Here is a 13,280-nt window from a genome sequence, read left to right as displayed (position 1 = left end):
TGATTCACATGTTCAATAGGAGATTTTGCTTGAAAATATGCCATGTTCATTACAGTCAATTTGGAGAAGTTCATCCTCCAGTATCCATGCATCTGTTTTTTTAACAAAGAATTGAAATCCTCCAATGGATTGAACTAATGCGGGATCGACCGGTGTAGCACTCGCATTTATGCCAATTGTAAAAGCATCAGAGCCTCCTCCGACATATTTTGCATAAATCCTTACATATTGGCCCTCTTCCAAATCCCATTCATTCTTAAATGAATCGATCGCTTGATCAGATACTACAAATGAAATCATTGCCCTGCACTCCTTCCTTCAGTTTAATCGCATTTTTTCACTTCGCCACGATAATTGGCCATTCTGAAACTAGCCCCGCATCCACACGAAACTTTGGCATTTGGATTATTCATGGTGAATCCGCCTAACATTCCGCTCTCTTCATAATCAATCTCAAGACCATCAATATATGGAATACTGTTTGCGTGAACCAATATCTTAAATTGCTTTTTATTTAACACAGTGTCTTCTTCTGCCTGCTGTTCATCCACGATAAGGGTATAAGATAAACCACTGCATCCCCCTTCATCAACGCCTACTCTAAGAAAGGCATTTTGGATATCCGCACTTGATAAGATCTCAACGATTTTGTCCGATGCTGTATCACTGACCTCAATGATCATTTTTATTCCTCCCGGTGGTATCATTTTGAAATTTGGTATCCCAGTCCATTAGACAGGGTATGAATGCTGCAAGAGCAGCTCCTTTTGGCGTAAGTTCATAAATAATTTGTGTAGGGCGTGTCCGTATTGTTCTTTTGACCAAATGATCATGTTGAAGACCCTTTAAACGTCTGGAGAGGATCATTTCGGAAATGGAAGGAATGTTATCGAATATTTCACCGAATCTCTTCGGGCCTTGAGACAGAGCACATAAAATATGGATCGTCCATTTAGTTCCGATGATGCGATAAGCTGTAAATAGTTTATCCGGATCTTCAGTGAGCAATGGTCTGTACACCCACTTTCATATTCATCTGCGTGGTGAGATCCGAGTGCTGGCAATGATACTCATGACGATCAACAAGAGATGGAACCCCATGGCTACAATTAAGCCGGATTGAAGTGACATACCGCCAGCCTGACACACGACAAGGATGGAACCACCAATACCGATCACTACCCCAGGTGTAAACGAATCTGCAAATTGCAGATTGGCCGAGGTCTGGCCTACGCCTTCCTCCCCCGTTTGGGAAAATGCGACAACACCGCTAATCGGATGCGCCAATCCAATACCAACTCCAGCAATGATCTGACCAAGAACTGCGATGGTAACGGTCACAACAGGTACCCAAAATACGATAGCAATCCCTATCGCAAGCAGCAATACCCCCAGAATGATTCTCATATGACGTCCACGGCCCTGATCTGCCGCATCCCACCGTCCTTGTAGATACGCAATGATACACCAACTTAATGCAGCACTCGCGACAATTAATCCGGCCTGTGAAGGTGTAATTCCTTTCACGTCGATTAGAGCCAATACCAGGAAATTCTGTGTGCTGGTATAGGCAGCGAAGAACAACCCACGTGTTGCCAGAATTGCTGGCATACCTCTTCGCAACGTAAGTGTTCCCTTCGGTAGCAATTTACGGAGCGGAAATAACATCAATACTAGGCCAATCGCGACTAAAACAAATCCCATAATGTTCGGAAGCATACTTAAACCAACCAGGAAAATCCCTGTACCTAACGTTAAGAGTAGCGCCATCCAAGTGGATGAAGATCCGGTATCCACTCCCGTCTTCTGCACTTTCAATTTCCTAAAGGCAGGTAAACTAAGCAATGCTGAAACCACCAGCACGGGTAAGATCCCCCAGAAAACAAAGCGCCAGGACCACTGATCTGCGATAAGACCGGCTACATATGGACCAAGCATGGACGGAAGAACATAGGCAGTACCAAATGCTCCAAGTATTTTGGCACGTAACTCATCTGGGTAACTTAAGGATATAGCCGTATATACACAAGTCATCATAGCTCCGGCACCCAAACCCTGAAGGGCCCGTGATCCTATCATGGTATACATATCGCCTGCGGTTGCGGCAGCGATCAGCCCTACGATAAACAACAGAAGTGCAAAAGTGAACGGTGCTGCAGGTCCTCTTTTATCAATGATTCGACCGACGACCAGCGTCCCGATAATCTGCGCAAGCAGATACGTACTGAATATCCACCCGAACAGGCTAAGGCCGTTCAAGTCTCCAGCAATCGAAGGAGCAATGGTGGTGACAGATAGACCTTCGAATCCAACGGCCATCACTGACAAAATGATTCCTATGGATAATGCAAAATAACGCGGGCTGAAAATACTTTGATGATTAGACGACATGACATGTGACCTCCAAGAAAATTGGTATGTATACATCGTATCCGGATACTTAGTAAACATTTTTGTTTATAATGTCTAAGCTACAGTTCGACTTTGACTTTGTCAACATTTTTGTTTAAAATGTAGTTAGTCATGTAGATTCAGTTGCTTCACAAGGAGGTGCACGATGAGCGGAAATCAAACCAAAAAGGATGCCTCGACCAGTACCCGGAGAGCAATTATTAATCTGTTAAAAGAGCGCGGGGGAATGGATGTTATGGCACTCTCCACTCAGTTTTCGTTATCTGGAATGGCTATTCGGCAACATCTGAATGCGCTAAAAGAAGAAGGATTGGTTACCACTGTGGAAGAGGCCCGTCCCATGGGTCGCCCCACCAAGCTATGGATATTAACTCCCGCGGCTAATCGTTTTTTCCCAAGTGGATATTCGGATTTATCCGTCAGCCTCATCAATTCGATGAAAGAAGCTTTTGGTCATGAAGGGCTGGACAAGCTGCTGGATGTGCGAAATAAAAATATGCAAGAACAATATCTTCAGCATCTTGGCGATGCATCGGATGTTCGAGAGAAATTGGAGAAATTGGCCGAGATTCGCACCAATGAGGGTTATATGGCCGAGGTTAAGGAGCAGGATGATGGCAGTCTCCTACTCATTGAGAAGCATTGCCCCATCTGTGAAGCGGCCGTGGTATGTACCGGGTTATGCAAGAATGAATTACATTTATTCAAAACGGTTTTAGGCGATAATGTTCGTATTGAACGAGGAGAATACATTTTAGCCGGAGGAAGAAACTGCGTATACATCGTTACGCAAAATAAACCATGACCAAAAGAGCAACCTCATTGGAGATTGCTCTTTTGGTTTGTTTCCATTCCATACATACATCCCTCTATTCAAGTGTGGCATGTTGCTCGGTAAAATAATGCTCTACTGCATACTTGTAAGATTTCATTAAGAATAAAGTGGCTTCCTGGCTTACCTTGGCTTTGGGATTAATGATATCAAATCCATGGTAACAGCCTTTATATAGCGTGAATTCAACGGGAATGCCGGCTTCTTTTAATTGCTTAACGTATTCGATCGTTTCATCCCGGAAGGGTTCCACATCACCGACGAAAGTCACTGTGGGTGGAAGGTTACTATAATCGGTAGCTCTTGCAGCTGACGCATAAGGAGATACCTCTTTTCCGTAATTCTCTCCGAGGTAAAGCTTCCAAGCCCATTCATTCATGTCAGAGTTCCATATGGGGGCATTATTATCTTGGGCTGATTCAGTGATCATTCTGTCATCGATCATGGGGTACAGCGGCATTTGAAATGCGATATTCACTTCCCCCTGATCTCTCGCATAGAGAGTAAGAGCTGCGGTTAACCCTCCTCCTGCACTTTCCCCACCTACCATAAGTTGATTACTCCGAATTCCCAGCTCCTTGGCATGCTGCTTCATCCATAGAAGAGCGTCATAGCTATCCTCTAACGCTGCTGGATACGGTGCTTCAATAGATAAACGATAATCCGGCGCGATAATAACACAATTACTTGTGTCCATTAACTTTTGGTACATGTTTTCGAACAGTTCTGGTATTCCCTGTGCGTAGCCTCCTCCATGTAACCAAAGAATACCCGGAAGGTTTTCTTGGACATGATGAGGTCTATAGATAAGCATACGCTGTTTAGATCCGTCTTTACGTTCAATCCATTCTTCCCGACAGTGCATCCCTTCCAGATGCTTCCCTTTTCGTTTTTCAATTTGTTTTTTTCTTTTGAGCATATCTTTTAGAAATCGGTCTTCACTTGAGGAACTCATTAAGATGTTCAAAATCCTACCTTTCAGACGTAATTCTTTATCTATCATTGCATAGGTTACTTTCATTAATTGTTCCTCCAAAAGGTAATAATCTGTTACTCTGGTTATAGTATATGTACACGCTGTTCGATAAACAACAGGCAGTTCGATAACAAATGATAGTTAACGAACGAAACAACGGATTATGTCTGTTAGCTCGATGATTTTGCATCATTAGGAGGGTAATTAAGGGGAATGCAAGAAGACCGCAGAATTCAATATAGCAAAATGGTATTAAGAGAAAGTCTGTTAGCACTTATGAAAGAGCGTCCAATTAACAAAATTACCGTGACTGACTTATGCAGACAAGCGAATCTTAATCGTAATACGTTCTATATGCACTATCATTCTCCAGTTCATTTGCTTTCAAGCATTGAAGAATCATTTTTTGCGGTTATTAAGGAGCTTATAGAACGTTCTATACTGGATGATGTACATGTTAAAAGTTCATTCGTTGAAATCTGCGAACATATCGCAGATAACAGTGACCTGTGTACCATCCTGTTCTCTGATCATGGGAATGGAGATTATTTGGAACGGGTGATCTATATTTTGCATGATCGAAGTATTGAAGTATGGAGGGAACAAATGCCTCACATGGATGTGAATACGCTTGAATCATACTATTCATTCATTTCAAGCGGCAGTGCAGCAGTCATCAAAAATTGGATTAAACATGGAATGAAGGAAACGCCGCGAGAAATAGCTCGATTTATTGAAAAAGTAAGTCGTTCGGTTGAACATTCATTTATGCAATAGTGAATCTAAACAAAACAAACGACCGTTTTCCGGAAGTATTCCAGAGAACGGTCGTAACCACATGATCATTTCGTTAATTCATTCATTACAGGTCTTCTCCATTGCTGGAAATAACCTCTCTGAACCAATTGTAACTTTTCTTCTTGTAACGCTTCAAATCTCTCAGATCCGTTTCGGTGCGATCGACATAAATAAACCCGTAACGCTTCTTCATTTCACCTTGTGAGCTTAATATATCGATGGGTCCCCATGTGAGAAATCCCATCAGATCTACGCCGTCCTGGGAAACCGCCAGTCTGAGTTGCTCAATATGTTCGCGAAAATAGGCTATGCGATAATCGTCCAGCACCGTATCATTCTCATCGAGCTCTTCTTTGACGCCAATTCCACACTCTATGGTGAACACCGGTAACTTGTAGTTGTCATATATCTCTTTGACCGTAAGCCGCAGACCAACCGGATCAATAGCCCAGCCCCATCAGCTTGTTTTCAAATATGCATTGTTCAGTGATTTCCCTCCAAGAAAAAAGTCCCAAATGGATTCGATAGTCACTTCCATACCACTCTGAATCGTTAAGGATTGATAGTAACTGTGAGCGAGAAAGTCCATCTTGCCCTCTTTCAAATAAGAGAGATCGCCCTCCTGAAAGGGCGGTGTTACCTCATTCAAGCGCCATTCATGCAGTTGATCTGCCGGGTACTCGCCATTCGCAAATACATCTAACATCCGGTAATTATATCTGCGATTCGCCTTCTGAGCGGTTAGTACATCTTCCGGTTTACTGGTCGCCGGGTAAAAGGGTGCAAAATTAACCATGCCCCCCACCATGGCGTGTGGTGCATACTCCCGTGCGATTTTTCGTACTGCTGCCGAAGCCATGAACATATGATGTTGCACCGCTGCAACCGTATGTTGCGTGTGTGATTGCGGGATAACCTCTTCCAGATTCTTCATCTAGATGGACACGGCTGCATTCTGTTCGTTAAAAGGAATATAATATTTCACGCGTGTACCGAAGCGCTCGATCACGATTTGAGCGTAGGCTTTGAAGGCCTCGAATATTTGCCGTGACTGCCAACCTCCATATTTATCCGCCAGAGTTAGCGGCATATCAAAATGGTACAAGCAAACTACGGGTTCGATGTTATATTTTAATAACTCATCTATGACACGATCATAAAATTGCAACCCCGCTTCGTTCACAATCCCCTCTCCGTCCGGCAAAATGCGGGCCCAGCTGAGCGAAAATCGATAAGCTGTAAAGCCCATGCCTGCCAACAGAGCAATGTCCTCTTTGTAACGGTGATAAAAATCAATGGCTACTTTCCAATCCGAAGCGGTCTCGGCATTGCTTTTCATCTGACTCGCATCGTACACGGTAAGACCTTTGCCATCTTCATCCCAAGCTCCCTCCACTTGCATGCTGGAAACTGAACCGCCCCACATAAATCCGTTTTTAAATACGCTCATTAGTTCACGACCTTAAGCAAATCATCATGATACGTGACACTTGTTTTCTCCGTTTCAATGACATCCAGGTAATCACCCGAGTTGGTCACAATAACAGGTGTGATTAGACTGAATCCAGCTTCTTTAATCTCATTCATATCGAATTCCAGTAGAAGTTCTCCTTGTTTAACGGCTTCTCCCTGTTTCACTTTGGGTGTGAAATGTTTCCCCTTCAGCTTTACCGTGTCCTTTCCGACATGAATAAGAATTTCAATGCCGTGTGCACTTGTTATGCCAATGGCGTGACCGGATGGGAACACATTCGTAAGCACACCGTCGATGGGTGAGTATACTTTGCCTTCAGTGGGCTCAATGGCTACCCCTTTACCAAGCGCACCGCTGGAGAATGCCTCATCCTTCACTTCGCTTAGAGCAATGAGGTTACCTTTCATCGGACTTTGTACGATGTCATGCTTAACTGCTGGCTTATTGTCAGTACTTCCTTTTCCATCGCTATCTTGATTGCCATTCGTTTGCTCAGGATCTTTAAACCCACGGAAGAACGTCAGCAGGAATCCCAGACCGAAGCTCACAAGAGAGCCAAGAATCATGCCATAGAATCCGCTGTCTATTCCTTCTGGGCTAATGAAGCTTGGAAAAGCAACGATTCCCATACCACCAACCATATACGCTTTGGTTCCCATTAGGCCGGTAATGCCACCGCCCACAGCCGCTGCAATACATCCCATAATAAACGGTCTTTTGAGCGGTAACGTAATCCCGTAAATTGCAGGCTCTGACACTCCGAAGATACCCGAGATAATGGCAGGAATGGACAAGGATTTCAATTTCTTGTTTTTGGTTCTAATTAAAATGGCCAGTACCACACCGACTTGTGAGAATACGGTAAGCACGGAAGCTGTAATGATCATTGGATCGTACTTCAGTATGGCAAGATTGTTGAAAGCAATCGGTACTAATCCCCACTGAACGCCAAAAATAGTAAACACCTGCCAGAATCCATTGAGCAAAGTTGTTGCGATGACCGGACTCAAGTTATAGAGGAACATCGTTCCTGCCCCGAGCAATTGACCTGCCCAAGTCGCAGCCGGCCCGATTGCGATCAGTGCCACTGGCACAACGACCAGCAATGTAGAGAATGGAACAAAGAAGTTACTTATAACGTTCGGAATAATTCGTTTGAAAACCCTTTCAACTTTTGAAGCAACATACGTCGCAATAATAATTGGAATGACACTGGATGCATAATTCATTAGAATAACCGGAATCCCCAGGAAGGACAGATACACAGACGATTCAATTACGGACCCACCAAATATGGTGTACAGCGGTTGGCCTGTTGAGGTCAGGCTTGAGAAGCTTGGATAAACCAGACAAGTACCTATCGCCATTCCGATGAAAATGTTAGCATTAAACTTCTTCGCTGACGTATATCCCAGGAAGATCGGGAAGAAGTAGAACAGGCAATCACCTATCGCGCTCAGCACTTGATGGGTTCCTGATGTTGTACTAAGCCATCCGACAGCTACCAGGAGAGCAGTTAGCCCTTTGATCATACCAGTTGCTCCCAAGATGCCAAGCACCGGGGTGAATACGCCGGAAACCACATCAATAAATGTGTTGAAAATGTTCGTTTTTTCTTTCGTCGACTCTCCAGATGACTGTCCGGAGTCCAGTTGAAGTCCACCTACAGCCACAACATCAGCATAAACCTGAGGAACATGGTTGCCGATTACGACTTGATATTGTCCTCCACTTTGCATTACGGTGATGATGCCGTCCATATTTTTCAGGACATCGGTGTTAGCCTTACCCTCATCTTTCAGTTTGAACCTTAGACGAGTTACACAATGCGCCAGGCTTTCTACGTTCTCTTTTCCACCAACATGATGAATAATTTCTTTTGCCAATTCCTCATACTTCATGAGTGATCATCCTTCCAATAATTGATATACACAAAAAGGCAAGACCACAGGAACAAAGCAGTAAACGCCTTGTCCAATGAGTCTCGCCTGCATGACCAGTAACAATCCCGAATTTTATTCAATTGATTTTCGTGTGATTCTTTCAATGTGAATCGTTAGATATAATTGATCTTCATCTGACAAAGTAGTATTGAGATACTTCTCGATTTTCAACATGCACTCATATGCTTTGGTATATTTGGTTCTGACCTGTCCAAACAGGAAATCGTCTTCGATCAACGCTTCTCTCCGCTGATTCAAGCTTTGGAAAAAGAATTTTAGATGGCTAATGAACCGTTCGTAACTTACCTCTTTTTCATCCAGAACAACATTAAAGGTATATTGGATGATGGACAAAATATCATTAATCTTCTCTAATTGTCGCCCTAAATCTGCAATCTCGGGATACTCACTGTTCACTTTGGGATTAATGAGATGCTGTGCAATATTGGCTGCTTCGTCTTCAGGAAATCGCTTGCCTAGGGATTCTTCAATGAATTCCAGTGCCTTCAGACCTACCTCGAATTCTTTGGGGTAGATCTTCTTAATCTCCCAAGTTAACGGATTTACAATTTTGATTCCCTCATCATACAGCTTGATCATGTTGTTAATGTGATCGGTAAGTGTCACATATATATAATCACTGAGGGGCGTTTTGAGTCTATTTCTGGCGTATTCTATAATGTCGTAACATAATGAAACATAGTCAGTTGGGATATCTTCCAGCAACGTTTTGAATTTTTCTGACGTTTCATTGGGTTTCAGGATGAATAGTTTTTCGATCAGGTTTTCATCAAGCGCGTCTCCTACACTTTTCTTGAATCCAACGCCTTTACCCATAACTACAAACTCTTCCCGGAGCGCATCTTTAGCTACAATGGCGTTATTGTTAAAGATTTTTTGGATGATCATCCAATGCCTCCCTTCATCAAGTTTAAAACTCGCAAAATGTTGTGTTTTAGGTGGGAGCAGTCATTTCTTGGCGATCATACATGTGTTAAACTTTCTAGCAAGCGCTTTCTTTTCTTTGTTAAAAGTGTCCCCCCCACGGACATATTGAGATCCGAAGGGAGTATCTAATCTACTTGAGTAAGTCCAGCCTATCTTAGCGGCAAGCTTCAATTCCTTTTTCAAGGATTTCCATAACAGCTAACGTTTCCTCGTCTTTGACGACTTTCTCCTTGCCAAGAACGATGGCTTGATAGAGAGCATCATACACACGGGTATAATCTCCTTTTTCCGAGACAACTTTCTCCTCATGATACACTCCCTCATCATCCATGTACGTTAAGGTCCCATAATGGTGGGGCAGGTCGATTCCGAAGTCAGGATGACCCTTAGGCAAGTGGAATAACTTTAGATGCTCTTCCTGACGATCCTCCGTTTCTTTGACAAACATCCCTTTTTTACCATAAACGATCGCACACGGACGAGGTTTTAAACGGAAGAAACTCGATTTAATAGACACTTTTAACGTTCCATAATACAGATCGAGGTCAAAGTAATCATTCATTCTTCCTTCGCCCAGCAACTGACGGACATCGTAATGAACTCGTTCCGGCTTACCATAATAGGATATGGCTTGATCAAGCGTGTGGCTGGCATGTCCGTACAGATAACTGTTGTATTTGGAAAAATGGTTGGTGTTGTTTGGGATCTCAGGACGATAGTAATCATAATGCATTTCTACTTCCAGTAACTCTCCAAGTTTTCCGGATTCAATTACCTTTTGTGTGGTCAGGAAGTTCGAATCATAACGTCTGTTTTGAAAACATTCGACAATTAGATTTCTCTCCTTGGCGTACTGGAAAATGTCTTCAGCTTGCTTCTTGTCCAACATGAAGGGTTTCTCAACAAGTACATTTTTACCGTGATCCAGTGCTGTCTTGGCATAATCAAAGTGTGATTCTGGATGCGTACATACAACAACCAGCTGAATCTCATCGTCATTCATCAAGACATCAAGATCACTCGTGTATTGTACATCCGGTACGCGATCCCATTCCGTTTTATCCAGGTTACGGGCATATATTGTTTTTACCTTCACATGATCGTGGTTCAACGCGAAAGGAAGATGATATCGATTTGTGCTTTTGCCATTGCCAATGTATCCAACTGTAAGCATTTGAGTTCCCCCTTATATCTTTTTTGTTATTATACGAGAAAAAATGGACGTGTGAAGACAGGATGGGCAAAAAGGTATAATTGATCAATATTAATTCAAATGAAGGGCTATTTTCAAACAAAATGTTCAATCGAAAACCATTATGATACGAAAAAAAGCCGCTAAAATAGCGACTTGTAGAGAAGTACCTTTGCTTTTGTTATCTGAGCGGTGAGACTCAACGTTTGTGCTGGGCATCTTCTTTATACTTGGGATGGCTGGTGTTCCTGTGTTTCTTTGTTTCGTTCAGTCAATAATATGTTTTCATACTTTTCGCCCCAGTTGCGCATCTCATCAATAAGTGGCTTCAGCGATTCTCCGAATGGAGTAAGAGTATAGTCTACCTTTGGCGGAATTTGACGGTATATATGGCGACTTACAATTCCATCACTCTCCAATTCGCGCAGCTGCAGAGTCAGCATCCGTTGTGTAACAGCCGGAATTCGTCTCTTTAGTTCATTGAAACGTAAGGGGCCGTTCATTAGGTGGAAGAGGATGATTCCTTTCCATTTTCCCCCGATGACCTCAAGGGTGACTAGAATCTTACATTCATATGATTGCGGACAAACATGATCCAGTTCTTCGCTCATTTTCGTAGCCCCTTTACTCCGATAAAGTATACTTTTTGTACCTATAGCACAAACTTGTGCGTACTTGTAATGAATCATACTATATTATAATCTTGGATTTGAACAGAGGTAAAGCAGATGTTAAGGCGCCTAACACTACTTCCCTAGTAATCACTTAAATAAGCATATGGGGGAATATAAATGTCACAATCCATTTTTCAAAACCGTCATTCCAAACGTAAATTTCATGCAGATAAACCGGTCAATAGAGAAACACTGGAATCCATCTTTAAGGATGCCATTAACGCGCCGTCCTGGGGCAATACCCAACCTTGGGAAGTGTATGTCGCTACTGGGGAGAAACTTGAAGAACTGCGGAGTGCATATTTAAAGGCCTTCGAGGACGGAGAACCCTTCCAATCTGATATCCCTATGCCGACGGAATGGCCGGAGCTCTTTCAACAGCGTATGAATCAAGCTGGTGAAGCTCGTTTCAGCCAACTCGGCATTGCTCGTGGGGATCATGAAGCCAAAGCAGAGAGAATGAAAGCCAATTTCCAATTTTTCGACGCACCAGTCGTTGCTTTTCTTACTTTAGATGCATCCTTAACGGAATGGTCCATGCACGATCTTGGCATATTCTCCGGGTTCCTGATGCTATCCATTGAAGCCCATGGTCTCGGCAGTCTTCCAGCATATACTTCTATCTCTTATCCTAAGTTCCAGCGTGAGATCCTAGGTATACCCGATGACAAAAAAATTGTGGCTGGCATCATCTTTGGCTATCCAGTACTCGAAGACAAGGACTCTCAAGTAGTCATGCCAAGAGTAGCACTTGAGGAAGTCATTCATTTCAAAGGAAACTGATTAGATACTTAAGGTGTTCATTTCTTAAGTTTGAATAGATCTATTTCAATTCAAAGGGGCCGCCCTATAAGTCATATAATGACTCGTAGGACGGCCCCTCCGCTTTTGAGCAAGTTAACTTACTTTCCCTACTGAATAAGTAGTAAGGTCATGTTTACGTCAGGATTTTTGACAGATGCACGAGTCCCGAGGAATGTATTCGTTCTTCCTCAGCGATATTCTCATAGAGAAGATGTTCTTTTCCTGCATCCATCATTCGTTTACGCATAGCAGCTATACGACCTTTACTGTGATCGATAAAACGGAAATCCACCTGACGCAAACTTTGCATTTCTAGCAAACCCTCAAAAGCTTCCGCCTTGATCCCCTTTTGTATCTCTTTCAAGACCAGTACCTCTAATTGACCCGCAGTCCACAGATTGTCAATCTCCTGTAATGATTTCATGAAATCCAATTCTAGTTGACGGAGATTTTTCATACCTGAAAAGTCGCACAATCGCTCAATCTTAGGTAATGACAGATGTAGATAGACCAGGTTATGTAGCGTCCCCACTGCATCAATATCGGTCAGATTACGGACAGAGGATAATCTCAGCATGCTTATATTCGATTCAGCCAGTCCCTCAAGCGAACCGCTCAAAGTACACTGATCGATAGCCAAATATTCGATTAACGGTAAGTCCACAACAAAATCAAGCTGATCAATGGCACAATTCAAAACAAGGGTACGCAGGCGAATACAGTCCTCAATTGGTGAGAGATCAGAGAATTTCCCGCTAAGTGCGAGATAATCTAAATACTTAAAGTTACGTATGAAATCCAAATTTTGAATTTTGGGTGAGCGAATGGTGAGAAAGACCATCCTCTGCATCGTACTTAAGATATTCAGATCTTGTGGTTGCTTGAGATCCAGCTGTACAGCGGTGACATGCTTTAGTGCAGCGAGAATCTCCAAAAGTTCCTCGGTATAACGCCCTTTCACATCAGTGTTTGAGATGGATAGAATCAGATCCGGGCGTTTGGCAAACACATGTTCATCCAGTTGACGTAGATCATGCACCTCGTCCAGCCCAGCAACAAAACTTACCGTAGCGCGGTTTCGCAATTGAGTGATAGCGTTACTCATTTTGTCATCATTCCAGGGAGCACCACTCATTGAAGCAGCCCAAGGTTCACTCATTAACCATCACCTTCTTTTCAAATTATCCCTAACTTGGGTAAGTGAAGTAAGTATTATGGTTATTATAT

The 13,280-nt window shown here is 43.0% G+C and carries 12 protein-coding genes and 1 pseudogene; 3 read left to right on the top strand and 10 right to left on the bottom strand.

Going from position 1 to position 13,280, the window contains the following annotated elements:
• Positions 1-12: 12 nt before the first annotated feature.
• From MHI06_RS15645 to MHI06_RS15635, 3 genes are all read right to left on the bottom strand, one after another.
• The gene (locus MHI06_RS15645) at positions 13-300 is read right to left on the bottom strand and encodes a hypothetical protein (protein ID WP_340398336.1); all 288 of its coding nucleotides are present in this window, start codon (positions 298-300) and stop codon (positions 13-15) included.
• Between the two features lie 23 nt (positions 301-323).
• Entirely contained in the window at positions 324-683 is a 360-nt protein-coding gene (locus tag MHI06_RS15640) for an iron-sulfur cluster assembly accessory protein (protein WP_340398335.1), read from the bottom strand.
• Positions 684-1,032: 349 nt separating this feature from the next.
• The gene (locus MHI06_RS15635; RefSeq protein ID WP_340398334.1) at positions 1,033-2,391 is read right to left on the bottom strand and encodes an MFS transporter; all 1,359 of its coding nucleotides are present in this window, start codon (positions 2,389-2,391) and stop codon (positions 1,033-1,035) included.
• Positions 2,392-2,557: 166 nt separating this feature from the next.
• Here MHI06_RS15635 and MHI06_RS15630 point away from each other — a divergent pair, with 166 nt between their 5' ends.
• On the top strand, positions 2,558-3,217 hold the full coding sequence (locus MHI06_RS15630) for a metalloregulator ArsR/SmtB family transcription factor (RefSeq protein ID WP_340398333.1): 660 nt from the start codon (positions 2,558-2,560) through the stop codon (positions 3,215-3,217).
• A 64-nt stretch (positions 3,218-3,281) separates the two neighbouring features.
• On the opposite strand, the gene MHI06_RS15625 is transcribed toward MHI06_RS15630, so the two are convergent.
• A complete protein-coding gene (locus MHI06_RS15625; RefSeq protein WP_340398332.1) occupies positions 3,282-4,265 on the bottom strand; it encodes an alpha/beta hydrolase in 984 nt (327 codons plus the stop codon).
• Positions 4,266-4,433: 168 nt separating this feature from the next.
• Here MHI06_RS15625 and MHI06_RS15620 point away from each other — a divergent pair, with 168 nt between their 5' ends.
• Positions 4,434-4,997 carry a TetR-like C-terminal domain-containing protein gene (locus MHI06_RS15620; RefSeq protein ID WP_340398331.1) on the top strand — a complete coding sequence of 188 codons (564 nt, stop codon included), beginning with the start codon at positions 4,434-4,436 and terminating at the stop codon, positions 4,995-4,997.
• Positions 4,998-5,082: 85 nt separating this feature from the next.
• Here the strand turns inward: MHI06_RS15620 and MHI06_RS15615 are convergent.
• From MHI06_RS15615 to MHI06_RS15595, 5 genes and pseudogenes are all read right to left on the bottom strand, one after another.
• Positions 5,083-6,468: pseudogene (locus MHI06_RS15615) on the bottom strand (glycoside hydrolase family 1 protein).
• Positions 6,468-8,393 carry a beta-glucoside-specific PTS transporter subunit IIABC gene (locus tag MHI06_RS15610; RefSeq protein ID WP_340398330.1) on the bottom strand — a complete coding sequence of 642 codons (1,926 nt, stop codon included), beginning with the start codon at positions 8,391-8,393 and terminating at the stop codon, positions 6,468-6,470. The pseudogene MHI06_RS15615 and the gene MHI06_RS15610 overlap by 1 nt, the downstream one beginning before the upstream one ends.
• Before the next feature lie 114 nt (positions 8,394-8,507).
• The gene (locus MHI06_RS15605) at positions 8,508-9,344 is read right to left on the bottom strand and encodes a PRD domain-containing protein (RefSeq protein ID WP_340398329.1); all 837 of its coding nucleotides are present in this window, start codon (positions 9,342-9,344) and stop codon (positions 8,508-8,510) included.
• 193 nt (positions 9,345-9,537) lie between these two features.
• Positions 9,538-10,557 carry a Gfo/Idh/MocA family oxidoreductase gene (locus tag MHI06_RS15600; protein WP_169479287.1) on the bottom strand — a complete coding sequence of 340 codons (1,020 nt, stop codon included), beginning with the start codon at positions 10,555-10,557 and terminating at the stop codon, positions 9,538-9,540.
• 242 nt (positions 10,558-10,799) lie between these two features.
• Entirely contained in the window at positions 10,800-11,186 is a 387-nt protein-coding gene (locus MHI06_RS15595) for a helix-turn-helix domain-containing protein (protein ID WP_169479288.1), read from the bottom strand.
• A gap of 180 nt (positions 11,187-11,366) precedes the next feature.
• Here MHI06_RS15595 and MHI06_RS15590 point away from each other — a divergent pair, with 180 nt between their 5' ends.
• Complete coding sequence (locus MHI06_RS15590) at positions 11,367-12,032, top strand: nitroreductase (protein ID WP_169479289.1); 666 nt, start codon at positions 11,367-11,369, stop codon at positions 12,030-12,032.
• Between the two features lie 154 nt (positions 12,033-12,186).
• On the opposite strand, the gene MHI06_RS15585 is transcribed toward MHI06_RS15590, so the two are convergent.
• Positions 12,187-13,212, bottom strand: a complete 1,026-nt coding sequence (locus MHI06_RS15585; RefSeq protein ID WP_340398328.1) for a hypothetical protein — start codon at positions 13,210-13,212, stop codon at positions 12,187-12,189.
• Between the last annotated feature and the right edge of the window lie 68 nt (positions 13,213-13,280).

The sequence above is a fragment of the Paenibacillus sp. FSL H8-0079 genome, from assembly GCF_037991315.1.
GTDB lineage: Bacteria > Bacillota > Bacilli > Paenibacillales > Paenibacillaceae > Paenibacillus.
The sequence above is the reverse complement of the archived record's forward strand: the minus strand, read 5'-3'. Positions and strand labels throughout refer to the sequence as shown.

Bases quoted from the DNA above. Each gene is read 5' to 3' on its own strand.
- MHI06_RS15620 (WP_340398331.1), top strand. From the start codon at position 4,434: ATGCAAGAAGACCGCAGAATTCAATATAGCAAAATGGTATTAAGAGAA.
- MHI06_RS15590 (WP_169479289.1), top strand. From the start codon at position 11,367: ATGTCACAATCCATTTTTCAAAACCGTCATTCCAAACGTAAATTTCAT.
- MHI06_RS15605 (WP_340398329.1), bottom strand. From the start codon at position 9,344: ATGATCATCCAAAAAATCTTTAACAATAACGCCATTGTAGCTAAAGAT.
- MHI06_RS15610 (WP_340398330.1), bottom strand. From the start codon at position 8,393: ATGAAGTATGAGGAATTGGCAAAAGAAATTATTCATCATGTTGGTGGA.
- MHI06_RS15640 (WP_340398335.1), bottom strand. From the start codon at position 683: ATGATCATTGAGGTCAGTGATACAGCATCGGACAAAATCGTTGAGATC.
- MHI06_RS15625 (WP_340398332.1), bottom strand. From the start codon at position 4,265: ATGAAAGTAACCTATGCAATGATAGATAAAGAATTACGTCTGAAAGGT.
- MHI06_RS15635 (WP_340398334.1), bottom strand. From the start codon at position 2,391: ATGTCGTCTAATCATCAAAGTATTTTCAGCCCGCGTTATTTTGCATTA.
- MHI06_RS15600 (WP_169479287.1), bottom strand. From the start codon at position 10,557: ATGCTTACAGTTGGATACATTGGCAATGGCAAAAGCACAAATCGATAT.
- MHI06_RS15585 (WP_340398328.1), bottom strand. From the start codon at position 13,212: ATGAGTGAACCTTGGGCTGCTTCAATGAGTGGTGCTCCCTGGAATGAT.
- MHI06_RS15630 (WP_340398333.1), top strand. From the start codon at position 2,558: ATGAGCGGAAATCAAACCAAAAAGGATGCCTCGACCAGTACCCGGAGA.
- MHI06_RS15595 (WP_169479288.1), bottom strand. From the start codon at position 11,186: ATGAGCGAAGAACTGGATCATGTTTGTCCGCAATCATATGAATGTAAG.
- MHI06_RS15645 (WP_340398336.1), bottom strand. From the start codon at position 300: ATGATTTCATTTGTAGTATCTGATCAAGCGATCGATTCATTTAAGAAT.